Source organism: Synechocystis salina LEGE 00031, assembly GCF_015207985.1.
Lineage (GTDB): Bacteria > Cyanobacteriota > Cyanobacteriia > Cyanobacteriales > Microcystaceae > Synechocystis > Synechocystis salina.
On the sequence record NZ_JADEVV010000001.1, the window covers coordinates 116,482 to 139,147 of the forward strand.

Consider the following 22,666-nt stretch of genomic DNA (forward strand, 5'->3'; position numbering starts at 1 on the left):
AGCGGGGATGGGGGAAGTTTTCAGTCATCCCATAACCCCCCAGACTCTACTATCTTTGCCCCTCGATGCCTCAACCTGGGTAAATTGAGCAAAACAATCACCCCATTCTATTACGGCTTTGCTGGTGTGCTACAGACAAATTGGGGCCAGGGGGAGGGAGTCATTGCTTTTCTTGAATGATCCCCAGTTTTGGTCAATTCTTAACCCCGCCCACCTCAATCCTATGGCTAAACTCAGTCTTGGTTCCCGTCTTTTCCTGTCCCATATGTTAGTGATGCTAGTAGGGTTGGGCAGTTTTGTTTCCCTGGCAAAAATATCTTCCCCCCGCATGTTTATTCTGCGCTTGGAAGAGTTGGAAAGTCAGGGATTTATCACTGTTCGTTCTGCCAAAACCTATCTGATCCGGGGTTTTGAAACCGCCTGGAACCGCAGTTCCCTCTGGGCGATTATTTTTGGGGCCAGTGCCGCTGGAGGACTTAGCTTTTTGGCCGCCGACCGCATTATGCAACCCCTTGATCGCCTGAAATTAGCTACGAAAAATTTGGCTGAGGGAGATTTGCAAAGCCGCATGCCCCCCAGCGATATTCCGGAATTGGAACAGTTGGGGGAGAGTTTTAATCGCATGGCGGACAGTTTGGCCGATGTGGAACAACAACGGCGGGAATTGGTGAGTGACCTGACCCACGAATTACGTTCCCCTTTGACGGTGGTGCGGGGTTATTTGGAACAATTGGCGGAGGGCACCATTGCCGGAGATCCGGAACTTTACCAGCGATTGGTGGGGGAAACTAGGAGATTGGAACGGCTGACAGTGGATTTGCAGGAATTGTCCAAAGTAGAGGCGGGCTATTTGTCCATCCAACGGCAACCCCTCGACCTTTATCCTCTGTTGGTCAAATTACAACAACGGTTTGCAGACCAGCTCTTGGAAGAAGGGCCAGAGTTAATCCTTGCCGCCCCTTCGTCCTTGCCGCCAGTGTTGGCCGACCCAGACCGCACTGAGCAAATTTTGGTCAATTTAATTGGCAATGCGGTGCGTTATACCCCCAGCGGTGCCATTACCATCGATGCTCACCTTGGTAATGATCAAGAAAAGAACAATCTACTCTGGGTAACCGTCACCGATACGGGCATTGGCATTGCGGCGGGGGATTTGCCCTATGTGTTTGAGCGGTTTTGGCGGGCTGATAAATCCCGTTCCCGTTATTCTGGTGGCACAGGTTTGGGACTGGCGATCGCCAAACGGTTGGTGGAGTTACAGGGGGGCAATTTACTAGTAAGGAGCACCCTGGGCCAGGGCAGTGAATTTAGCTTTTCCTTACCATTGGTATAAGGACTGATGACTGATGGGAAAATGCTTGTAATACTTCCGGTCAGACCGATCCCCGCCTACCTTCCCCAGTTAAACCCAGGCAAAGATAAGGTAGAGTTGTGGTTTGGCATTACTCCAACATTATGCACAAGAAATCAAAGGCCCAATTGCAGGATTATCTCAAGGATTTAACCGCAATGGGGGACGCTTCATCAGAGCAGATGGAGCCTAACCAGGATGGCCACCAGGGGGAAACAACGGAGACCAGCAGTCCCGCCCCAAAGAAAAGGTTATCTTTGCCCAATCTATCTCCCCCGGCGATCGCCAGTCCTAATGGAGCATCGGGGTTAGATAACGTCCCCTCCCCGGGCCTTAGTGACCAGAACAATATGAGTGCCCTGCCGCTGAATGGCCATGACCAATCTCTGGCAGAGGAAGAGCAAGCCAAAGGTAGTGTCCGGAGTAAGCGCTGGCTCTGGTTGGGAAGCATATTGGTGCTGTTGCTGGGGGGCACGGCCCTAACTTTGCCCAGGGCTCTGGAAATGGTGAACGGCTGGCGACAGGAAGCCCAACTCAAAGCCTACGAGCAGGAACAACATCAAGATTCCGAAGTGCTGAGGCTGGCTCTGTTAACCCCGGAGCAACGGCGGGGCCGGTTGGAGGCGATCGCCAATCAGCAAGAACTGTCTTTAGAAAGGAGTAGGGCTCGATTTTTGTTAGCAGGGGATTTACTGGCCAAGTTTGAGGGAGGCCCTGCCATCCGGGTTTTGGACGGATTGGAAGTGCAATATCCAGTGTTAGCGCCCTATATTTTGCTGATGCGGGGCCGGGGCTATCAATTAAGTAACGAAAATGACCAGGCAGAAGCTACCTGGCAAAGTATTTTAGACCAATATCCCGATTCCCCCGTAGTGGTCAATGCCCTGGAAAATTTGGGTAGTTTGGATCAAGCCTATTGGCAACAGGCGATCGCCGACCATCCGGGCCATCCCCGCACCCTCGCTATTCTCCACCAGCAATTGCAAAGTGCGCCCGACTCCTTGGCAATCCAACAGCAAATTTTGCAAAATCATCCCACCGATGGCCGCACCGCCGCTGTGATCGATGACCTCCAAGCCAACCACCAAGAACATTTAACCCCAGAGGACTGGCAAGCCATGGGGGATAATTTTTGGTATCGTCGCATCTATAACCAGGCGATCGCCCCCTACCAAAAGGCCCCCAGCAATGCCCGCAATCTTTACCGTTTAGCCCGGGCCCAACAAATTAGCAAGCTGGACAAGGAAGCCCAAGAAAATTACCGTCAATTAATTGCCACCTATCCCGACAGTCCGGAAACGGCCCTAGCCTTACGACGTTTAGCAGAAATGGTTCCACCCAGGGAAGGGGTGCAATATCTACAGCAGTTAGAGCAACAATTTCCTGACCAAGGGGCCTCTGCCCTGGCCGCCAAGATAGATCTGCTGGCGAAATTTGATGCTAACCAAGCCCAACAGGCCCGGCAAACCCTACTGCAAAAGTATCCCAACTCCGATGCCGCCGCTAATTATCGTTGGCGCCAGGCCCAGGAGTTTGCCAAAGCCGGTAATTACACCGAAGCTTGGCGCTGGGCTAAGGAAATTGCCAACCAAAATCCCCAGAGTGACGTTACCCCCAAAGCCATTTTTTGGATCGGTAAATGGGCCCAGCAACTAGGGCGATCGGCCGATTCTAAGACCGCTTTTGAAACAGTCCTGGCTAAATATCCCCAGTCCTACTACGCTTGGCGATCGGCAGTGTTACTGGGCTGGCAGGTGGGGGACTTTAACTCCGTACGTTTTCTCAATCCCCCGGTGACGGTGCCGGACCAACGGCCCTTACCTCCGGCCGGTTCCCCCACTTTTCGGGAGCTATATCGTCTGGCCCAAGACCAAGAGGCGATCGAATTATTTGACGCAGAAATTCGAGCTAGGGCAGAAGGGGAAACAGTACCAGAGCTAACGGTCAATGAAGGTTTTACGGAAGCGTTGCTTAAACTGACCCAACAGGAATATTTACAGGGCATCAACCAAGTGTTGAATTTGCGTAATCCCGAGGACCCAGAACAGAGAAAACAGTGGGAAGAACTGCGGGGCACTAGGGATTATTGGCAAACCCTCTTCCCCTTTCCCTACCAAAAGTTAATTTTTGAGTGGTCGGAAAAACGCCAGGTGAATCCCTTTTTGGTCACGGCCTTAATTCGTCAGGAATCCCGTTTTGAAAAGGATATCCAATCTCCCGTGGGTGCAACGGGGTTAATGCAAGTGATGCCTGCCACAGCAGAATGGATTGCCCCCCAAATTGGTTTGCAGGAATATTCCCTCACCGATCCCACCGATAACGTCAATATGGGCACCTGGTATTTTGACCACACTCATAAAACCTATAACAATAATTCGGCCCTGGCAGTGGCCAGCTACAATGCCGGGCCGGGCAATGTGGCCAAATGGTTACAGGAATTTAATAACGCTGACCCTGACCTTTTTGTAGAGCGCATTCCCTTTGCAGAAACTAAGGGTTATGTGGAGGCAGTGTTTGGCAATTACTGGAATTATTTACGCATTTATGACCCCGATGTGGAGAAACTGATGGGGCAGGTGGGAGGTCGTTAATCCCGCTTCTACCTAGCTCAGATTCTTGGAATCAGCAATCTTCGGCAAGTTCAATGCTCCCGGCGTTAGATTGGAGGTCTTAATGGGAGTCTTCTTTGGCAACTCCAAGATCATCAATCTCCCTTGTTCGTCCATTAGAATTGCAATTAGTCAGGCACTCGGGCAAAGTTTTGTCTATCTCTATAAGATGTGATTTGCCGATTTCCGCCCGGGAAAATGGGCCCCATTCCCCGCATTTATTATGATCAAACGCTTTTTCCTCACCATTCTGTTCTTTGCCGGTCTGTGGTTTGCCCTCAACCTCTATCTCCAACACCATGGTTTGGCCCACCGCGGCAATTACGATAGCTTGATCATTAATTTTAAAAATGATATTCCCACTCAAACCCTAACGGCGGATATTCAAGCCATCGATGAGAAGCTGGAAAAGACGGTGGATTTTAACAGTATTTTTTCCATTAAAAATTATGTTTACACCGTTAAGGGCGATGGGGAAGATTTAAAACGTCTGCGCCGATCGCCTTTGACCAAGGAAGTAGACTACATCGAACCCAACTATATCTATCAAGCCCTGGAAGTTCCCAACGATCCTGAATACAGCAAGCAATGGAATCTCCGGGCGATCGCCATGGAATCGGCCTGGGACCAAAGTAAAGGGGAAGGGGTCACCGTAGCGGTGATTGACACCGGGGTCACCAGGGTACCGGATTTACGACAAACCCAATTTGTTAGTGGCTACAATTTTGTAGATGACAACCGGGACACCACCGACTACAACGGCCATGGCACCCATGTGGCGGGAACCATTGCCCAAGCCACTAATAATGAATACGGCGTCGCAGGTATTGCGCCCAAAGCCAAAATTATGCCCCTGAAAGTATTGGGAGATAACGGTGGCGGCACGGTGGCGGACATTGCTGAAGCGATTATGTATGCGGCCGATAACGGGGCCAGCGTAATTAACATGAGTTTGGGGGGGGGCGGTGAAAGCAAGACCTTAGCCGATGCCATTGACTACGCCTACAGCAAAGGGGTGGTAATCATTGCGGCGGCCGGTAATGAAGGACAAAATGCAGCGGCTTACCCTGGTCGGTACCCGAAGGTGATTAGTGTGGCGGCCACCGATGCCACCGGCAACAAAGCCGAATATTCTAACTATGGGGCTGGGGTGGACATTGCGGCCCCTGGGGGGAGCACCGACGGCAAAGATGGCAAAATCCTCCAGGAAACCATTGACCCCGATACCAGGGAACCTGTGCTCATGGGCATGCAGGGCACTAGCATGGCCGCTCCCCATGTGGCCGGCACGGCAGCACTGATCCAATCCGTCCAACTACAACAGGCCAAAGTGGGTTTATCTTCTGGGGCCGCCGATCGCCTGACGGTGGCAGAGGTATCGGAACCAGAGGCGGTGTTAAAAATTCTCAAAGCCTCCGCCCGTTCTGTGCCCAACGATAGTCTGAACTACTACGGTGCCGGCCATGTCAACGCCGGGGAAGCGGTCAAACAGGCCCAACAGGGACAAATTTCCTTCCGGGATTTCATGCGCTGGTTACGGGACAACGGTTACCTCAATCCCATTTTTTGGTTTGACGGCGGGGCTGTGGCGTTTTTGCCCAAACTAGCCATGGTGTTGGGTTCCTATCTGTTGGTATTCCTGCTGCGGATTTATCTACCGCTGCAATTTACCTGGCCCTTCAACTGGGGATTAATTTTTGGCAGCTCGGGGCTATTCTTTCTGCAAGGTCTATACATTTTTGACTTGCCCCAATGGCCTTTCCGAGCCATGGGCAGTGCCCTGCCGGAGTTGGGCAACAGTCTTCCTGGGACTGGTTTGTTAAATCCATTTTTTGCCAGTGCGCTCATTCCCATTGGCTTGTTGTTGCTATTGCTGGGCAGTCCCAGTGGCAAACAGTGGTCTTTGGGGGTTTGTTTTGGGGTAACTGTCTTTTTATTAACCGCCGCTTTCCTTGGTACTCCCCTATGGTTAATCGGCACCGGCACCACGGCGATCGCCTTTTTGGTGGTTAACGCCTTAATTTGCCTGGGACTTGGTTCTTTGGCCGCCAAGGGAGAACATTAACGGATGGGAGCAGAAAAAATCCCCCCATCGCCAAGGATTAGAGGCAGCGGGGGAAATGATAAGCTAGCAAAGGCTTGATTTTACAAAGAATTTTTATTAGGAGTAATAATGACAGAAGCAAATGATTTGCCCTACCTTCTGCGGGTAGCCAGGGGCGAAGTAGTTAAGCGTCCCCCGGTGTGGATGATGCGCCAGGCTGGCCGTTATATGAAAGTTTATCGAGATCTGCGGGATAAATATCCAAGCTTCCGGGAGCGGTCAGAAAATCCAGACTTGGCCATCGAAATCTCCCTCCAGCCCTGGCGAGCCTTCCAACCCGATGGGGTGATCATGTTTTCCGACATTCTAACCCCTCTGCCTGGCATTGGCATTCCCTTTGACATTGTGGAAAGTAAAGGGCCCATTATTGACCCTCCCATCCGCACCCAAGCCCAGGTGGATCAACTCCATCCCCTAGATCCTGAATCCAGCCTGCCCTTCATCAAAACCATACTAGGGACTTTACGGCAGGAAGTGGGAAACCAATCCACCGTGTTGGGTTTTGTCGGTGCTCCCTGGACCCTCGCGGCCTACGCCATTGAAGGCAAAAGCTCCAAAGATTACAAAGTAATTAAGCAAATGGCCTTTTCTGAACCGGCCATTCTTCACAGCTTCCTCGATAAAATTGCCGAGGCGATCGCCGTTTATGTTCGTTACCAAATCGACTGCGGTGCCCAACTGGTGCAATTATTCGATTCCTGGGCTGGTCAACTAAGCCCCCAAGACTACGACACCTTTGCCCTGCCCTATCAGCAAAAAGTAGTCAAGCTGGTTAAGGAAACCCACCCAGATACACCGTTAATTCTTTACATCAGCGGTAGTGCCGGCATTCTGGAACGCATGGGTAAATCCGGGGTGGACATTGTCAGTGTGGACTGGACTGTGGACATGGCCGACGCCCGCCAACGCCTGGGTCAAGCCATGAAAGTACAGGGCAATATGGACCCCGGTGTCTTGTTTGGTTCTCAAGACTTTATCAAAGAACGGATTTTAGATACTGTGCGCAAAGCGGGCCAGGGGGGGCATATTTTCAACCTCGGCCATGGTGTTTTGGTGGGTACCCCAGAGGATAATGTCCGCTTCTTCTTTGAAACGGCTAAGCAAGTGGACCAATTGCTGTAATGACAATTGGTTATTGATATTTGTTTAGTGGTTTCAATGCTACTTCGCTAAATTAATGCCAGCAACAGATCAAAAAATATCCCCCCTAGCTCCCCTTGATGAGGGGACAAGCCCATAGGCGGGGGGATCAAGATTATTCATCATTTGATTATTGCTCGACTCCCACTTGTCGCAGTAGTTGCCACGGCCCCAATTGTTGTAACAACTCCAACTGTTGTTGATTTTTTACCAGTAAGCCACCGGCAAAACCCAACGCATTAACTTCAATGTCTTGGTAGGATTGCTGGGAACGGGGCACGATCGCCAAAAACTCCCTAGTCATTAACAGATTGTAGGCGTGGGGTCTCGCTCCCACTGTGGTTTGTAATGACAATTGCTGCAACATATCCCGATAAATTTGGTGGCAAATCTTGCCTCCGTCAGCTTGGTTAATCACGTCCATGGTGAGGGGGGCGATCGCCGTTTGGAAGGGTAGTTTTTTTGCTTGAATAAAATGATCAGCCAGGGGAAATTTTTGACTATTTTCCACCAAAGGAAAGGGAATCCATTGTAAATGACGGTGGGGTTGACTGGCCCCCGCTTTAGGGCCGCTGTTATAAAATACTAATCCTTCTTTTTCTTTTAATACCTGCACCGCCGCGGTGAAATCCCCTAGGGTCAAAGGATTTTGTTGATCTTCAAACTCCCGCGTGACAATTAATAAATGTTGATCTACTACCTTGAATTTATTTAGTAATCCCAAATGGGTCTGGGAAAAATGTCCCACAAATAGATCAGGGTCGTAGGGCAAAAATGGATTAATTTTCTGGCGATGTTGGTGTTCAGTGGTAATTTTTTTGCGATGGATTTGGGTCAAAATTCGTACTACAAAATTTATTTCTCCTGCCTCCAGGGTAGTTACCGCCGTATTGATGGGTTGGAGGGCACCGGTTTTGAGGGCGTGGTCACTCTGGGCTAGTAAACGGGGCCACAATTGACCGGGGAGGAGATAGGATTCAGCCATGGTGAGGGAAAAATAGGTAACTACGTTCTTGGCACAGGGCAACAACAATTAACCATTAGCAAAACCCCTGATTATGCCCATGGGGAACACTGCCAAGGGCGAAATTTTGCTGGAGCCGTTCCTTGATCCTACACCGCGCAGTGGAGAGCACTACCCGTCAAACAACCTGTAAAGACTGATTATCTTCCCAAATGCTACTATCTACATTCAGTTGGCTCAATTTGGTGCGGGCTAAGTCGGCCCAGAAATTACGGTGGCGGCGATCGCTAAGGTAAATTTGGTCATTATCTTCAGCTTTGCCACACGCTTCAATAAAAAAGTAGGCCAATTGCTTAGCAGTGATGTCAGAACCGCTAATCTGAAAATGGAAAAGTAAATCCCGTCGTTGGGGGGCGGCAACGTGGGCATAGAGCATGGTGAAATCATGGCTAGCCCCATGGTCAAACATTTGTGGTCTAGGCATGGATTGATTACCAAAACTATCTGTATTCGTGCCCTTTAGTTGGGAAACTAAGAGTAAATGTCGTAGGCTTGGGGTCGCGGGCAAAACGCCAGAATAGTACAAAATTAAGGGGGCAGTCAGATTTTGAGAAGCTTTGAAATTCCAATTGGCTTTATCCAGGGGAAAATAAGTCAAAAACTGATGCCATTCCGACATAGATGTGGGCATATTTTTACCAAGAATTTTTGTCAAATCTTGATTTAACTATTGTTTATTTTAGCAATTGTCTCACCATAGTTGGTGATTAATCCCACCGCTAATCAGACAATGCAATCACTACCGTTTGGAAGAAAACTGACCCTAATCGTCATCATTTCTGCCCTGTAAATTGCCTTCACCATTGTCAGTCAAGCCATTCTGCCCTAGGATAACATTCGTCATGAAGCGGAATCCGTGAGGTTGCAATGGGTCATAAATATGATGTCTATGGTATGGGAAATGCCCTGGTGGATATGGAATTTGAGGTTACCCCAGAGCAGTTAGCCAGCCTAGGCATTGATAAAGGGGTGATGACCTTGGTGGAAGAAGCCAGGGAAAATGAACTAATTGCCCAATTGGCCCAACAGCGCGGCAAACAAAGCAGTGGCGGTTCTGCGGCTAATACCCTGGTGGCCCTGGCCCAACTGGGGGGTACGGGTTTTTACGCCTGCAAAGTGGGCAAGGATGAGGCCGGAGCCTTTTATCTCCAGGATTTGAACGATTGTGGTCTCGATACCAACCCCCACCATGAAAGCGCTGGGGAAGGTATTACTGGTAAATGCTTGGTTTTTGTCACCCCCGATGCCGATCGCACCATGAACACCTTTTTGGGGATTAGCGGTAGTTTGTCGGTGACGGAAATGGATTGGCCAGCGTTACGGCAATCCCAATATCTTTATCTGGAAGGATATCTGGTCACCTCCCCTAGTGCCAAAGCTGCCTGCATCGAAGCTAAGGCGATCGCCGAACAGTCCGGGGTGAAAACCTGTCTCTCCCTATCTGATCCGAACATGGCCAAATTTTTCCAGGATGGCTTAAAGGAAATGCTAGGACAAGGGGTAGATTTATTGTTTGCCAATGAAGCGGAAGCCCTAGAAATGGCCGGTACTTCAGACCTCAATCAGGCGATCGCCTACTGTAAAAGTATTGCCAAAAACTTTGCCCTCACCAGGGGCGGAGAAGGGTCACTAATTTTTGATGGCGAGAATTTATTAACCATTAGTACCCCTAAGGTTCAACCCATTGATACGGTGGGGGCGGGGGATATGTACGCCGGGGGATTTTTATATGGTTTAACCCACGGCATGGACTATGAAAAGGCTGGGCAATTGGCATCGGAAACAGCATCCAGAGTAGTTACCTGTTACGGCCCCCGCTTGGCGACGGCAACACTGCAAGAGATTTTACAGTCTGTTCAGGCAGTTTAAGATAGGAAAACTATTTTCCCAAAGTCATATCGCTCTACTATTAGTCTAGTTAGGTAATTTTCAAATGAATCCCCAGAAGCCTATGATAGCAAGGCTTTTAAGCTGTGTACTTAATAAAAAGTCTTGCTTTTGTATTTTTACGTTGGAAGAATCCTGAAATTCTTTTCTGGTAGGGATTTCATGGAGTAAAACCAAACGATTGATTCCCAGACTCAGGAAAGAGCGATAAATCCTGTAACTTGGTCAAGGATTAGAAAAAAAGCGATTAGTACTGGTGGAAAAGCAAAAAAAAGCGGCCAGTTTCGTCCCCATTGAATTAGGTTCGGAAACTAGCCCTGTGCTACATTGTGCACCCGCTTTTTTGAATCCTGCCCTCATTATCTGGTTCCCACTGGGGGTCAACAAGCCGATGGGTCACTGGAGAACGGTGATTCTAGTCACAGCCACTCTGTGCCACTTTCAAGCTCAATCCAAAGATTCAACCAGGCGATCGCCAGATTTTAGCCCAGGCATAGGTAGAGAAATTAGACTTTTTGGTCCTACTCCAGATAAACCCAACTAGTATGGTTTCAGGCGGCTTCGTTTCCGGCAGGGACGGGCCCAATGGATATACTGGGGGAGCAATCCACCTCAGTTTGTTTTAAATTACTAAATTCTTCTTGTTTATGCCCATTTCTCCCACCTCCCTAGCTAACGATGATTACTGCGTACTTGGTTTAGCCACCTGCTTTTTGCGGGAAGACGGTGACTTCCATGCGGTGGACATCATTGAACCTATTCCCTCGGCGGCCCTAGAAGCCATTCTCAAACAGGTGCCCACTTCTTACCAATGGGCGATCGCCGTGCAAGCGGGGGAAGTATTGGCAGGGGAAAAAATTAACAAACCGGGCATTTTTGACCAGAGTGCCCAATTCTGTGACGACTTTGTGGAAAGATTCACCGCAGCGGCCCGGACTTACCAGGTACGTCCCCAAGCGAAGGAACATTTAGCCATTGGGGAAAAATGGGATAAGTTTAACTTTTCCTTGGAGAAGAAACGGATCCTCAATGACAGTAAGGTGGTGAAAACTGAAGATAACGTTAAGCAACATTCCCACACCCACCAACGCTTGTAAGCAGAAAGTCATAGGGAGACAATGGCAAATTTCAAAGAGGCTTTTTAAAGCCCTCAGTTTCCATAAGTTTGGGGAGAAACTAGGAAAAATTACCCCAGAATTGAGGTCGCTTTAGTGGGTCAGTTTGACGAGCAAACCAGATCTTAGGAAACGACGGATTGTTGTCTTTTTCTGGCTCGGTGTTGGGTAAACCAACTTTGTAATTGTTCACGGCATTGCTCCTGACACACTCCCCCTAGACGTTGCAGACGGTGATTAGAGGCGGCGCTGGCGGCTAAGTCGAACACACTGTCGATGGTGCCGGTTTTGGGGTCGGGGGTGCCATAAACTAATAACCCTAAACGGGCTTGGATAATGGCGCCGGTACACATGGGGCAGGGTTCCAACGTGACATAAAGGGTACACTCATTCAATCGCCAATGGCCCAGCCGATGGCAAGCAGTTTGGATGGCCAGAATTTCTGCGTGGGCGGTGGGATTTTGATCCCGTTGTTTACGATTTTGGGTGGTGGCTAAAACTTGCCCCATGGAGTTGACCACCACTGCTCCCACAGGAATTTCCCCCTCGTTGCCCGCTTCTTCCGCCAAGGCGATCGCCATTTGCATCCAATCTTCATGGGTGGGCAGGGGTTGAGGCAATTGATCCATTGGTTATGTTTGAGTTATTTTTTTGTGGGATTAATCAATGAAATTAATCAATTTTAATGCTTGATTGATAATAGCATCGCGGTCTACTTTTTCTGCTAAGTTAACGGCATCATAAATTCCACCAAAAGCATCCAGGGAGGCGTTATCTAAAGCTCGATCATAGGCTTCAACCAAAATTTCTTGTAAATCTGGTTAGCTGAGATAATAGCCCCCCGCTTTTCTGCGTTTATTAATGCGCTCGATAGCGTTAATGGCATTGCGAATAGAAACTTCCCAGAAGTTAGTACTTCTTGCCTCCGCCTGTTGCTTAATCAAATGAACCAGTAAAACAATGCAATAACTATAAATTTTATTAATTTTATCTTCCTTGCTCATGGTTTCTAATTCATCGATTAAAGCCAGAGCGGCCGTGGTTTCCCCAGATTGCACTAATAGTCTTAATTCTAATAATTCTTCCATGGTCTCAACCTAAGTAATGACACCCACCTGTTCAATTTTACGGCGGGCTTCCACTGATTGGTGAAAATCCACACAGGGGCGGGGATAATCTACTCCCAATTGCACTCCCCATTGTTTTTGTTCTGTGGCAGATAATAACCATGGTTGGTGGATTTTTTCACCGGGTAAATTCTTCAATTCCGGCAACCAGTAGCGTAAATAATCCCCTTGGGGATCATATTGTTGACTTTGTTTAGGAATATTAAAGTAGCGGAAATCCCTAGCGTCATTACCTATGCCAGCGGTGTAGTTCCAATTGCCCCAATTACTACAAACATCATAATCAATTAGGCAAGATTCAAACCATTCTGCTCCCCATCGCCAATCAATGCCCAAATTTTTGCAGAGAAAACTAGCGACATTTTGCCGCCCCCGATTAGACATAAAGCCAGTGAGATTTAATTCCTGCATATTGGCATCCACTAGAGGGTAACCAGTCTGCCCCGATCGCCAGAGTTCAAAACGGACTTGATCCTGCTGCCAGGGCAATTTTTTGTTCAGTAATCCCCCTCGATCAAATAACCTGTTGCCATATTTTTGGGCCACAAAACGAAAAAAATCCCGCCACATTAGCTCAAAAATCAACCAGTAGGTAGAATCATTACTAATTCGTTCCTGCTCATAGCGTTTCACTTCTTGGTAAATGAACCGGGGGGAAAGACAGCCCAATGCTAACCAAGGGGAAAACTTGCTGGAATAATCCGCTCCCACCATGCCATTGCGGGTTTCTTTATAACTTTTTAGGCGATCGCCATCCCAAAAGTAACTTTGTAACCTCGCCAAGCCTGCTGTTTCTCCCCCTTGGAAAGCTAAAACAGAGCGTGAATCCATGGTAGCGGCGGGGAAAAATTCTGACGGTGGCGGAGTTAAGGTCAGTTGAGCATCAGGGCTAGGAGGCAGTGGAGAGGGGGTAGAAAAACACGGACGAATGGAGATTTTTTTCTTTTCGACACTTTTGCGGAAATTGGTAAATAAATCCGGCAAATCTTGGATAAAAAAAGGTAAATCTTCGGGATGGTAAAGGGTGCTTCCCCAATAACCTTCTGCTTGTATACTGAAGATCGCTAACTCCTTGATCAAACTGCGCTCTACATCTAACTCTTCTTGGGTAACTTCCCGATGATAATAAACAGTTTTAGCGTTAACTCGCTCGGCTATTTGGGGAATTACTTGCTCTGGTAATCCCGTCGTTACTAACAACTTATTCCCTATTTTCTGCAAATTTTCAGCTAAATTCTGCACCCCTTGCCGCAGAAAATTAGCCCGCCAAGCTCCCGTTTTCGGGAAACCCTGGGCAGTGTGGCCAAATTGTCTGGGGTCATAACAGTAAACAGCGGCGATTGCCAAACCTGATCGCCATGCTCGATAGAGGGGTTCATGATCATGCAAACGGAGATCATTACGAAACCAAACCAAAACGGTGGAGGAAGCCATGGGGTTAAAGGGAAAAATTCCACTCGGTAAAATGGTCTAAAAATTGAACCAAGGAAAACTATTTTTCTTTATTTTTAATCGACTTAATCGACCGTGGCCATGGCAATTGTGCGTTAGTTTTACCTACTTTTAACCATCTTGGGGGGGAGTTTGGAGGTGATTTAATCTTTCCTGGGCTTCCGCTATGGTGGGCTGCAAAGCCAGGGCCTTTTCGTAGCTGGGAATGGCCTCTGCTTGGCGTTCCATCGCTTCGAGTAGTAGCCCCCGGCTGAGCCAAACCTCGGCATTGTTCGGATTTTGGGCCAAAGCTTCATCAAAGTTAATTAGGGCCTCCGCTAATTTTCCCATTACCCCCAGGGCACTACCTCGATTTTGCCAAGCCGCAGTCATGTCGGGATTTAGATTAATTGCTTCCCCCCAACTGGCGATCGCCTCTTCTAGTTCTCCTCTTTGGGCCTGCTGTATGCCAAGGTTGAACCAGTCTTCTGGACTATGGGGTTGCGTGCCTTGGCTGTACTCCACTTCCACTCCATCGCCATTGTTGGCAGTCAATTGCTCAGTGGCAGAGTCAAAACTCTCCGTTATCTCTGCTGTTTCTACCGGCTCAACGGGGACAGAATCTTGGTCACCAGTTTTATTCAGCGCTTCCACCAACATATCAGCGGGAATATTAAACTTCTCCATCAGCCCCTGTAAAATCACCTGGGGATCGGTGCTTTCAATGCCCAAAAATCCGGCAAAATGGGCCACTAAAGCGGGATCATGGGGTAAGCGTTGCACCAACTCATCAAAGGTGAAACTTTCCATTTGCCCTTCAGCTTGAGCCTGCTCCACCGAGACTAAATCCGGGCCATCATATTCCCACACCGTATCCATCTGGGGTGGTGACTGCCTAGCATACAGCTCCCTGCCAATGCGCTGGGACTTATCCCCAATGGGGGCAATCTGGGGAAAGGATTGGGCCAATTCCCCCAAACGCATCATCCGGGCGGCTAAAACTAAATTGGGGGAAGGGGAAGCCAGCACTGTAGTTTGAAAACGGTCTAACCAGTCAAGCCATTGCTTAGGGCGACAGCGGTGGTCCAACTGTTGAAAAAATTTGAGAATGCGTCCTTCGTGCCAACCGTGGGCAATGCCTTCCAAGAGTTGATTGAACAAAAACTCATAATCAGTGTCGCTCAGGGGGGGAAGTTCCTGGAGGGATTTACTCCTCGGCCCTGGGCCGCCCACCAAAGGGGCAAAAAGTTGTTGGATCCACTGCCAAATACGCTGGAAAAATTTCTGCATCCTAAAATGGGGTGACGGTCACTGTTGACGGATTACGGGGGCGACATTTACTGACAATTATTCTAAGCCATGGTTTGCCCCTCCCTAGGGATTGTCAACATCAGCGGAGTTTGGCCCTGGATTTTTGGCGATCGCCGGTTGCAATTTGAAAACTGCCACTACCATGGGGGGTAAAGTATCAGCGTCATTGCCCAGTCCGATTCCATTGGAGCCATTGCATGAGTACCACCCAAGCCCCTCCCCTCGTTTCCCTCCAAGCCCCCAAGGACGTTTCCCTCGAGGCGATCGAGTCTGAGTTAGCCCAAATTTGGCAAACCAGTGCCCAACAGGAAGAGGGTTTAATCGCTACTAGGGCCACCACGTTCAGTTTTTTAGTGTATGAACCGGATGGGGTCCAATCCCTGCTGGCCGCCCTCGGTTACTACACTGGCCCCATTGACGGCATTGCGGGGCCCCGTATGACCGCCGCCATTAAGTCGGCCCAAAAAGCTTTGGGGGTGGCCGTTACCGGACTATCTAGCCCAGAATTTAAGCAAGCATTACAGACTGCCTTTGAAACTGCCCACCGGGAAGGCAATTTACTCAGCACCGCTGAACGGATCACGAAGCCCTATTCCCCCGACCTAGAAGGGAGTGGCATTGCCGATACCATTGCCGCTTCTAACCCCTGTCGCATTATTACCCTTTGCCCGACTGCGGAGGATGACCAGGGAGTACAGGCCCAGCTTTCCGCCTACTGTCCTATCCAAAAGACCCAGCACAATACTCTTATTTGTTGTGAATACATTACTCTGCGGGGCACTTCTGATGCGTTGGAGCGCATTACCGGTGTGATCACGGAATTAATGTTGCCCACCCTACCTAAATATGTGTGGTGGAAAGCTAGCCCAGAAATGGAGTATGGGTTATTTCAACGGTTATTGTCCCATGCGGACATGATCATTGTGGATTCCAGTATTTTTAACAATCCCGAACAGGATTTGTTCCAGTTAGCCCAATTGGTTAATAAGCCAGAGGCGATCGCCGATTTGAATTGGAGCCGCTTAGCGCCATGGCAGGAGCTGACAGCGGAAGCCTTCGATCCGCCGGAGCGTCGTTCTGCGGTGGGGGAAATTGACCAAATTTCCATTGATTATGAAAAGGGTAACCATGCCCAGGCATTGATGTATTTGGGCTGGGTGGCCAGTCGTTTGCAGTGGACTCCCGTTAGCTATAGCTACCAACCAGGAGTATACGAAATTCACAAAATCCAATTCTGTGCCCCCAACCAACGGGCCATTGAAGCAGAACTGGCCGGTTTACCCTTGGCCGATACGGGGCAGGTGCTGGGGGACTTAATTAGTCTCAAACTGGGTTCCACCAATACCCAGGCCGAATGCGGCACAGTACTTTGTTCCGGTACCGTCGGTTGTATGCGCATGGAAGCAGGGGGCGGGGCGCAAAATTACCGGGTGCAACAGGTCACCGCCCTGGACGACCAAAATACGGAGCAATTACTGGGACGACAACTGCAACGCTGGGGCCGGGATGCTCTCTACGATGAATCCATGGCGATCGTGTTGGCTATTTTACAACTGTCTCAGGCAGGATAATGGCAGAATGAACCATTAACCTCCTTTGCTTAATTCGTTCTTAACCTTCTTCGGCCATGACTTCCCCCACTGCTCCGTTGATTTCCTTTGACCAGTTACAAAAAAACTTTGGCCCCCTCGAGGTTCTGCGGGGAGTAACGGGAGAAATTTACCCTAAGGATGTTATTTCCATCATTGGCCCTTCTGGTTGTGGCAAGAGTACCTTTTTGCGTTGCCTCAATCGCCTAGAACCCATCAGTGGTGGTCAATTAGAGGTGACTGGGGTGGATTTGTCGGGGGCAAAGATTGACCAAAAACATCTGCGGCAATTGCGGGTGCGGGTGGGCATGGTATTTCAGCATTTCAATCTTTTTCCCCATTTAACGGTGCTACAAAATTTGTTGTTAGCTCCCCGGAAAGTTCTACAAATTCCCATGGCCGAAGCTAAGGACCGGGCCCTGACCTACCTCGATAAAGTGGGTTTAGGCACTAAGGCAGATAATTATCCCGACCAACTCTCTGGTGGCCAAAAGCAACGGGTGGCGATCGCCAGGGGTCTGTGTATGAAACCAGAAATTCTTTTATTTGATGAACCCACCAGTGCCCTGGACCCAGAACTAGTGGGGGAAGTGCTGAACGTGATGAAACAATTGGCCGAAGAGGGCATGACCATGGCGGTGGTGACCCATGAAATGCAGTTTGCCCGCGAAGTATCCAATCGAGTCTTTTTCTTTAACCAAGGGATCATTGAAGAAGAGGGGGACCCCGACGAAGTTTTTCGCAATCCTAAGAGCGATCGCCTGCGGGCATTTCTCAGTCGCATTCAGTCCAACTAGTTAGTTCAGTAATCAATTTTTTCTAAGTTCTCCGTATTTTCACGGTTGATTTTTCAACCAAACCTTCTGCTTTCCTTAGCTTTTTCCCAAAATGGTGGGGACTTAAAACAAAACGCCTAGGACGAATGCCCCGGTGACCGGCCTAAGTAGCCATAAAAATAGGCCAGCGAAAGGCGATCGCCAGCCTGGGGATAGAAGTAAAATTTTTACTAGTGTGGTTTTTGATCTATTTTCCAGTAATGCTTGGTTAAAGAGCCTGGAAATTACGCCAAACCCCCATTAAAATCCCCTGGATTTCAACGTCACTGGCTTTCAGTTCTTGACCGGGGCCTTTGTTGTTGGAGGCCTTAAGTACGACCTTAGTGCCATCTTGGTAATAGCGTTTGATAGCAATTTTGCCACCCTTAATGCTGGCAGCTACCAACTCCCCATCTTCGATTTCTTCTTCCCCAGTCACAGAACGGAGAATCAGCATATCGCCTTCGACAATAAAGTCGTCTACGAGGTCATTGCTCATTACCCGGAGGGCAAAAACCGATGACTTCTTCATTAGGGGGGCAAAGTCAATCTTTTCCACTTCCTCTGCGTCTGCTTCCACTAGTTCACCGCCTTTGAGTTCGCCGATGACGGAAACTCCTTTTGGTTTTTGGTGGAGAATTCTCAGGGTGCGGGCTTTACCATCAGTCCAATCGACGTAACCCTTATTGCGCAGCCGTTCCAGCCGACTTTGAATGGGGGCCGGAGAACGCAAATTCATGGCCCGCATCATTTGGCGGATAGAGGGGGCGTGCTGGGTTTCGTCAATGTAACTAACTAACCAGTCAAAAAGTTCTTTTTGGGCTCGGGTGAGAGGTTCCATGTAATATCTCCTATAGGAATGTATTTAGGACTCTCGGACTATTTTAAACCCAGTCATAACATTCAGGGCAACCATACTAAAAAAGACACAAAATTTTACATTTATGCCTATTTTTCCTCATTTTTGGTTATTAAAAGGCGATCGCCGCTGTAATTGAGGGCAAGAAAAATAGGAATCAGTGATTACCCTGAAAAACCCTATTGTTGTCCCCCATAATCTCAGCGATTGCCGATCTTCTCAGCTTCCTGCACCTGTTCAATTAAGCCCCGTACCTCCTTGGTGCCAGCGGAAGGTTCAAAGGCCAGGGGAAATTTACCACTCCCAATCATCCGTAGACCCAGGGGTAAAATACTAGCAATGCCTTTGAGATCCCGGAAAAAATTACCCACTACGTAGATACCAAATTTCCGCTCATCCACCCAACCACCGGCCTTAACCAAATCCACCATGACTTTACGGTGGCGTACTGGGCGACTATCCTGGGCTGTTTTCTTAGCCAGAAGGGCAGACTTAATTTTGCCAATCTGGTCCATGGGGGCCACTTCCATCGGGCAAACTTCATTGCAGAGGTAACAGCGGGTACAACCCCAAGCTCCAGCGGTGGCATTGTTGTAGTTTTCGAGGCGATCGGCTGTGGCTCCATCTCGGGAGTCGGCCAACAATCTTTGGGCTTTGGCTAGGGCATGGGGCCCCACAAAATCGGGGTTAACAGATTTGGCGTTGCACTCGGAATAGCAGGCCCCACAGAGGATGCAATTGCCCATTTGGTCGAGTTTTTCCCTTTCCGCCGGGGTCTGGAGAAATTCCCGTTCCGGTACCTTGCGGCCCTGGGTACTAACGTAGGGCTCCACCCGTTGCAGGTCATCCCAGAAGGGTTGCATATCGACAATTAAATCTTTGATCACGGGCAAATTGCCAAGGGGGGCCACCGTCACCACCGGAATGCCCGCTTCGTTAACCTGGGTGAACAATTGGGTTTCACTGCCCACATTTTCCTTACAGGCCAAGGCCGATCGCCCATTAACCCGCATACTGCAACTGCCACAGATGGTGTTGCGACAATTTTTGCGGAAGTTCAAGCTCCCATCCTGTTCCCATTTAATCCGATTTAAACACTCCAAAATAGTAGTGCCGGGCTCCACTTCTAGATCAAACTTTTCTAGGTAGGGAGATTGTTGCGGTTTTTGGCGCAAAATTTGGAATTGGACTTGCATAGAAAACACCGTAGGGAAAGCAATGTTGGCCGAGGCTCCACTTCAAAGTTTAGTGGAAGATTTATTGCCGTGGGTGGGGATTGGGCCATGGAAATAGGGCAGGGAAAAACCAGAGCTATTGCTCAATTACTTGCCCAGACTTTTGACACCGTTCAATAACATCACTAAGCCCGCCACCAAAATGCCTAAGGCGATCGCCCCCAAAATCCAATCCAAATTAGCCGTATTTTCCATATTTTCCAAGGGTTAATGTCCAGAGGGTCGTGAATGATTTCGACGGGCAAAAATGGCTATTTTTTCGCCAATCCCAATTATGATGATCCTAATCTAACTGTTGGACTAAACTTCCTTCCGTGGAATTTTTGTTAATAAAATTGACAAATTTTTCCACCATTGCTGGGTTACGCCAACCCCGTTGCGCTTCTCCTTGTAAAATTTCCAAGGCATGAGCTGTATTTACCGCCTGCTTATAGCGACGGTTATTGGTCAAAGCAGTGAAAATATCAATGATTTGAAAAACCTGTGCCAGCAGTGGAATTTCCTTGCCCTGGAGGCCATCAGGATAACCACTGCCATCCCACCGCTCATGGTGATAACGCATAATTTCCCCCACAGCCCTGCGCCCAGCCAGGGGTTCAAAAATGGTGGCCGCCACATGGACATGGTCCCTTACACAGTCCAATTCTGTGGAGTTGAGGGGCCCTTGTTTGAGCATAATTTCATCGGGCACTTGGATCATGCCCAAATCGTGTAGACGGGCAGCAAAAACAAGATCATCGATTTGCCCTTGTTCTAGACCAAGAAATTGGCCAAAACCCGCCACCAGTTGACTACACGTAATGCTAGCTTCTCCAACAGCGTAACGTTCTTCGATCACCGCCGCTAAACGAAACAAAACCTGTTCAATCTGGGCGACGGATTCCGTTAATTTCTTTTTCTGGATCAACAAATCCACTTGATTGAGCAGTTCTACCCGCTCCAGGGGTTTGAGTAAGTAGGCATCGGCTCCACTGGCCCGACTACGAAGACGACATTGGGGGTCATCCATGGCATTGGTGAGGATGACGGGAATATTTTGGCCGGCGGGGCTATGTTTGATGGCTTGGCATAATTCGATGCCATTTTGGTAGGTTAAATTGACATCCATCAACACTAAGTCTGGAGCAACTTTTTCCACTTGTTCCACCACTTGGCCACAACTAAATCCCTGGGTGGTTTCCCCTTCAATGATTTGGTAGTTGTTCAAACGTAAAAGGTCGGCGCTAGCAATGCGACTGTAGGGGTGGTCATCCAGCAAAAAAATACGGAGGGGAGAAATTTGGTTCACGGATAGCCAGGGTTAAACTGCGGTCTTGTTCATCATCCTCTGCTCAAGGGGTTTGGGGTCTCCTTGGGCCACAATTTTGCCTTCTTCCAGCAGAAAAGCTCCATCACAATAGTCTAGCTCTTCCAAGCGATGGGTTACCCATAGGGCGGTGATGCCCCTTTCTCGGACTAGTTTTTGTACTTGCGACACTAATTCCCGTTGACTGTCCCGGTCTAGCAGGGCCGTGGGTTCATCCAACAACAGAACGGAACAGTGTCTGGCGATCGCCCCGGCAATGGCAATGCGTTGTTTTTGGCCGCCACTGAGGGCGTAGATGGGTCGGCGGGCCATATCGGCTAAGTTAACTGCTTGGAGGGCTTCCCCAACCCGGCATTTCACCTCCTGGGGAGATAGTTTTTCTTTGACCAAACCAAAGGCAATGTCGGCTCCTACGGTGGGCATGACCAATTGATGGTCAGGATTTTGGAAAACAAAGCCCATGGGCTCTGCCAATTTCACTACACCGCCATGGGGAGTGAGGAGTCCCGCCAATAACCTTAATAAGGTAGATTTTCCACTACCATTGGTGCCCAAAAGCATCCAAAATTGGCCCTGGGGTACCGCCAGGCTACAGTTTTGTAAACCGGGACGGGTGGGGGACCACTGAAAACTCAGATCCTGGGCGACGATGGCGGGGGCAGGGGGAGACATGGAAATGGGAAGGGATAGGCCACCCCAATTTTAAGTTACCGAGCCAAAGCAGGTCGATGGGCACCGGACTTTGCCCCTGTTCAAAATTAGGTCTGGAAAATGGCTCAGCCTAGGTGGGTTTAGGTACACTGCAAAGAGATTTCATTTCTCAAAATTATTGCCATGGCAACTATCCAAGCTTTGTGGCGCTTTTCCCGACCCCACACCATCATTGGTACTACCTTGAGCGTTTGGGCCGTGTACCTATTGGCCATGCTGGGGCAAGGCACTCCAGCTATTTTTTGGGCTTCCCTTGGTTTGGTTTTGGGCGCTTGGCTGGCTTGTCTGTTGGGCAATGTTTACATTGTCGGCCTAAACCAGTTATGGGACGTGGAAATTGACCGCATCAATAAGCCGAATTTGCCCTTGGCTAACGGAGATTTTTCCCTCGCCCAGGGCCGTTGGATTGTGGGACTTTGTGGCGTTACGTCCTTGGCGATCGCCTGGGGATTAGGGCTATGGCTGGGGTTAACGGTGAGTATTAGTTTGGTCATTGGCACGGCCTATTCGGTGCCGCCGGTGAGGTTAAAGCGCTTTTCCCTGCTGGCGGCCCTGTGTATTCTCACAGTGCGGGGAATGGTCGTTAACTTAGGCTTATTTTTATTTTTTAGAACTGGTTTGGGTTCCCCCCCTACCTTGATTACCCCCATCTGGGTTTTGACCCTATTTATTCTGGTTTTCACCGTGGCGATCGCCGTCTTTAAAGATGTACCGGATATGGAAGGTGATAGACAATTCAAAATTCAAACCTTAACCCTACAAATCGGCAAAAAAAATGTATTTGTTGGAACGCTAATTTTATTGACTATTTGCTATGTTGCCATGGTGATTTGGGGCTTATGGACTGTTTTTCCCCTGAATATACCGGTTTTTATTGGCTCCCATTTACTTTTATTATTCTTACTTTGGGGTCGGAGTCGGGGGGTGGATTTGGAAGATAAGGGGGAAATTGCCAGTTTTTATCAATTCATCTGGAAATTATTTTTCTTGGAATATTTACTTTATCCTTTAGCCGTTTGGTTGCCCGCCTTTAAGTTGACTATATTTTGATG

21 protein-coding genes are annotated in these 22,666 nt (G+C 49.0%); 10 read left to right on the top strand and 11 right to left on the bottom strand.

The annotated features are described in order from the left end of the window. Window positions 1–223 precede the first annotated feature (223 nt). From IQ217_RS00540 to hemE, 4 genes are all read left to right on the top strand, one after another. Entirely contained in the window at window positions 224–1,333 is a 1,110-nt protein-coding gene (locus IQ217_RS00540; RefSeq protein ID WP_194018531.1) for a sensor histidine kinase, read from the top strand. A gap of 200 nt (window positions 1,334–1,533) precedes the next feature. Then, window positions 1,534–3,942, top strand: a complete 2,409-nt coding sequence (locus IQ217_RS00545) for a transglycosylase SLT domain-containing protein (protein WP_194018569.1) — start codon at window positions 1,534–1,536, stop codon at window positions 3,940–3,942. A 241-nt stretch (window positions 3,943–4,183) separates the two neighbouring features. Further along, window positions 4,184–6,025 carry a DUF5942 domain-containing protein gene (locus IQ217_RS00550; protein ID WP_194018532.1) on the top strand — a complete coding sequence of 614 codons (1,842 nt, stop codon included), beginning with the start codon at window positions 4,184–4,186 and terminating at the stop codon, window positions 6,023–6,025. A gap of 108 nt (window positions 6,026–6,133) precedes the next feature. Next, window positions 6,134–7,186: a uroporphyrinogen decarboxylase gene (gene hemE / locus IQ217_RS00555; RefSeq protein WP_194018533.1), complete on the top strand. Its 1,053-nt coding sequence runs from the start codon at window positions 6,134–6,136 to the stop codon at window positions 7,184–7,186. A 148-nt stretch (window positions 7,187–7,334) separates the two neighbouring features. Here the strand turns inward: hemE and IQ217_RS00560 are convergent, their stop codons facing one another. Next, window positions 7,335–8,189 (bottom strand): ATP adenylyltransferase family protein, encoded by an 855-nt coding sequence (locus IQ217_RS00560; protein ID WP_194018534.1) that lies wholly within the window; start codon window positions 8,187–8,189, stop codon window positions 7,335–7,337. A gap of 157 nt (window positions 8,190–8,346) precedes the next feature. After that, complete coding sequence (locus tag IQ217_RS00565; RefSeq protein ID WP_194018535.1) at window positions 8,347–8,859, bottom strand: hypothetical protein; 513 nt, start codon at window positions 8,857–8,859, stop codon at window positions 8,347–8,349. Window positions 8,860–9,095: 236 nt separating this feature from the next. Here IQ217_RS00565 and IQ217_RS00570 point away from each other — a divergent pair, with 236 nt between their 5' ends. Beyond that, window positions 9,096–10,097: an adenosine kinase gene (locus IQ217_RS00570; protein ID WP_194018536.1), complete on the top strand. Its 1,002-nt coding sequence runs from the start codon at window positions 9,096–9,098 to the stop codon at window positions 10,095–10,097. A 665-nt stretch (window positions 10,098–10,762) separates the two neighbouring features. Further along, a complete protein-coding gene (locus tag IQ217_RS00575; RefSeq protein WP_190595942.1) occupies window positions 10,763–11,212 on the top strand; it encodes a hypothetical protein in 450 nt (149 codons plus the stop codon). A gap of 143 nt (window positions 11,213–11,355) precedes the next feature. Here IQ217_RS00575 and tadA read toward each other — a convergent pair whose 3' ends face one another. From tadA to IQ217_RS00595, 5 genes are all read right to left on the bottom strand, one after another. Next, a complete protein-coding gene (gene tadA, locus IQ217_RS00580) occupies window positions 11,356–11,850 on the bottom strand; it encodes a tRNA adenosine(34) deaminase TadA (RefSeq protein WP_194018570.1) in 495 nt (164 codons plus the stop codon). A gap of 39 nt (window positions 11,851–11,889) precedes the next feature. Next, entirely contained in the window at window positions 11,890–12,033 is a 144-nt protein-coding gene (locus tag IQ217_RS18755; RefSeq protein ID WP_228023857.1) for a hypothetical protein, read from the bottom strand. An 18-nt stretch (window positions 12,034–12,051) separates the two neighbouring features. Next, window positions 12,052–12,318: a DUF29 family protein gene (locus tag IQ217_RS18760; RefSeq protein ID WP_228023855.1), complete on the bottom strand. Its 267-nt coding sequence runs from the start codon at window positions 12,316–12,318 to the stop codon at window positions 12,052–12,054. Between the two features lie 9 nt (window positions 12,319–12,327). Further along, window positions 12,328–13,791, bottom strand: coding sequence for a DASH family cryptochrome (locus tag IQ217_RS00590; RefSeq protein WP_194018537.1), 1,464 nt, complete (start codon window positions 13,789–13,791; stop codon window positions 12,328–12,330). A 129-nt stretch (window positions 13,792–13,920) separates the two neighbouring features. Continuing rightward, on the bottom strand, window positions 13,921–15,078 hold the full coding sequence (locus IQ217_RS00595) for a tetratricopeptide repeat protein (RefSeq protein ID WP_194018538.1): 1,158 nt from the start codon (window positions 15,076–15,078) through the stop codon (window positions 13,921–13,923). A gap of 11 nt (window positions 15,079–15,089) precedes the next feature. On the opposite strand from IQ217_RS00595, the gene IQ217_RS00600 reads away from it, so the two are divergent. The 3 genes from IQ217_RS00600 to IQ217_RS00610 all read left to right on the top strand — a co-directional run bounded on the left by IQ217_RS00600 (window position 15,090) and on the right by IQ217_RS00610 (window position 17,485). After that, window positions 15,090–15,227 (top strand): hypothetical protein, encoded by a 138-nt coding sequence (locus tag IQ217_RS00600; RefSeq protein ID WP_190595931.1) that lies wholly within the window; start codon window positions 15,090–15,092, stop codon window positions 15,225–15,227. 69 nt (window positions 15,228–15,296) lie between these two features. Then, window positions 15,297–16,670: a glucose-6-phosphate dehydrogenase assembly protein OpcA gene (opcA, locus tag IQ217_RS00605; RefSeq protein WP_194018539.1), complete on the top strand. Its 1,374-nt coding sequence runs from the start codon at window positions 15,297–15,299 to the stop codon at window positions 16,668–16,670. Between the two features lie 56 nt (window positions 16,671–16,726). Next, on the top strand, window positions 16,727–17,485 hold the full coding sequence (locus tag IQ217_RS00610; protein ID WP_190595927.1) for an amino acid ABC transporter ATP-binding protein: 759 nt from the start codon (window positions 16,727–16,729) through the stop codon (window positions 17,483–17,485). Window positions 17,486–17,732: 247 nt separating this feature from the next. Here IQ217_RS00610 and lexA read toward each other — a convergent pair whose 3' ends face one another. The 4 genes from lexA to IQ217_RS00635 form a co-directional block, all read right to left on the bottom strand. Beyond that, on the bottom strand, window positions 17,733–18,344 hold the full coding sequence (gene lexA, locus IQ217_RS00615) for a transcriptional repressor LexA (protein WP_190595925.1): 612 nt from the start codon (window positions 18,342–18,344) through the stop codon (window positions 17,733–17,735). A gap of 218 nt (window positions 18,345–18,562) precedes the next feature. Then, entirely contained in the window at window positions 18,563–19,558 is a 996-nt protein-coding gene (locus tag IQ217_RS00620) for a succinate dehydrogenase/fumarate reductase iron-sulfur subunit (RefSeq protein WP_194018540.1), read from the bottom strand. A 322-nt stretch (window positions 19,559–19,880) separates the two neighbouring features. Then, entirely contained in the window at window positions 19,881–20,885 is a 1,005-nt protein-coding gene (locus tag IQ217_RS00630) for an HD domain-containing phosphohydrolase (protein WP_194018541.1), read from the bottom strand. A gap of 12 nt (window positions 20,886–20,897) precedes the next feature. Continuing rightward, window positions 20,898–21,575: an energy-coupling factor ABC transporter ATP-binding protein gene (locus IQ217_RS00635; RefSeq protein WP_194018542.1), complete on the bottom strand. Its 678-nt coding sequence runs from the start codon at window positions 21,573–21,575 to the stop codon at window positions 20,898–20,900. Between the two features lie 162 nt (window positions 21,576–21,737). On the opposite strand from IQ217_RS00635, the gene IQ217_RS00640 reads away from it, so the two are divergent. Beyond that, window positions 21,738–22,664, top strand: coding sequence for a homogentisate phytyltransferase (locus IQ217_RS00640; RefSeq protein ID WP_194018543.1), 927 nt, complete (start codon window positions 21,738–21,740; stop codon window positions 22,662–22,664). The last annotated feature ends 2 nt before the right edge of the window (window positions 22,665–22,666 follow it).

Coding starts and splice junctions, on each gene's coding strand:
- IQ217_RS00540 (WP_194018531.1), top strand. CDS start 224: ATGGCTAAACTCAGTCTTGGTTCCCGTCTTTTCCTGTCCCATATGTTA.
- IQ217_RS00545 (WP_194018569.1), top strand. CDS start 1,534: ATGGAGCCTAACCAGGATGGCCACCAGGGGGAAACAACGGAGACCAGC.
- IQ217_RS00550 (WP_194018532.1), top strand. CDS start 4,184: ATGATCAAACGCTTTTTCCTCACCATTCTGTTCTTTGCCGGTCTGTGG.
- hemE (WP_194018533.1), top strand. CDS start 6,134: ATGACAGAAGCAAATGATTTGCCCTACCTTCTGCGGGTAGCCAGGGGC.
- IQ217_RS00560 (WP_194018534.1), bottom strand. CDS start 8,189: ATGGCTGAATCCTATCTCCTCCCCGGTCAATTGTGGCCCCGTTTACTA.
- IQ217_RS00565 (WP_194018535.1), bottom strand. CDS start 8,859: ATGCCCACATCTATGTCGGAATGGCATCAGTTTTTGACTTATTTTCCC.
- IQ217_RS00570 (WP_194018536.1), top strand. CDS start 9,096: ATGGGTCATAAATATGATGTCTATGGTATGGGAAATGCCCTGGTGGAT.
- IQ217_RS00575 (WP_190595942.1), top strand. CDS start 10,763: ATGCCCATTTCTCCCACCTCCCTAGCTAACGATGATTACTGCGTACTT.
- IQ217_RS18760 (WP_228023855.1), bottom strand. CDS start 12,318: ATGGAAGAATTATTAGAATTAAGACTATTAGTGCAATCTGGGGAAACC.
- IQ217_RS00590 (WP_194018537.1), bottom strand. CDS start 13,791: ATGGCTTCCTCCACCGTTTTGGTTTGGTTTCGTAATGATCTCCGTTTG.
- IQ217_RS00595 (WP_194018538.1), bottom strand. CDS start 15,078: ATGCAGAAATTTTTCCAGCGTATTTGGCAGTGGATCCAACAACTTTTT.
- opcA (WP_194018539.1), top strand. CDS start 15,297: ATGAGTACCACCCAAGCCCCTCCCCTCGTTTCCCTCCAAGCCCCCAAG.
- IQ217_RS00610 (WP_190595927.1), top strand. CDS start 16,727: ATGACTTCCCCCACTGCTCCGTTGATTTCCTTTGACCAGTTACAAAAA.
- lexA (WP_190595925.1), bottom strand. CDS start 18,344: ATGGAACCTCTCACCCGAGCCCAAAAAGAACTTTTTGACTGGTTAGTT.
- IQ217_RS00620 (WP_194018540.1), bottom strand. CDS start 19,558: ATGCAAGTCCAATTCCAAATTTTGCGCCAAAAACCGCAACAATCTCCC.
- IQ217_RS00635 (WP_194018542.1), bottom strand. CDS start 21,575: ATGTCTCCCCCTGCCCCCGCCATCGTCGCCCAGGATCTGAGTTTTCAG.
- IQ217_RS00640 (WP_194018543.1), top strand. CDS start 21,738: ATGGCAACTATCCAAGCTTTGTGGCGCTTTTCCCGACCCCACACCATC.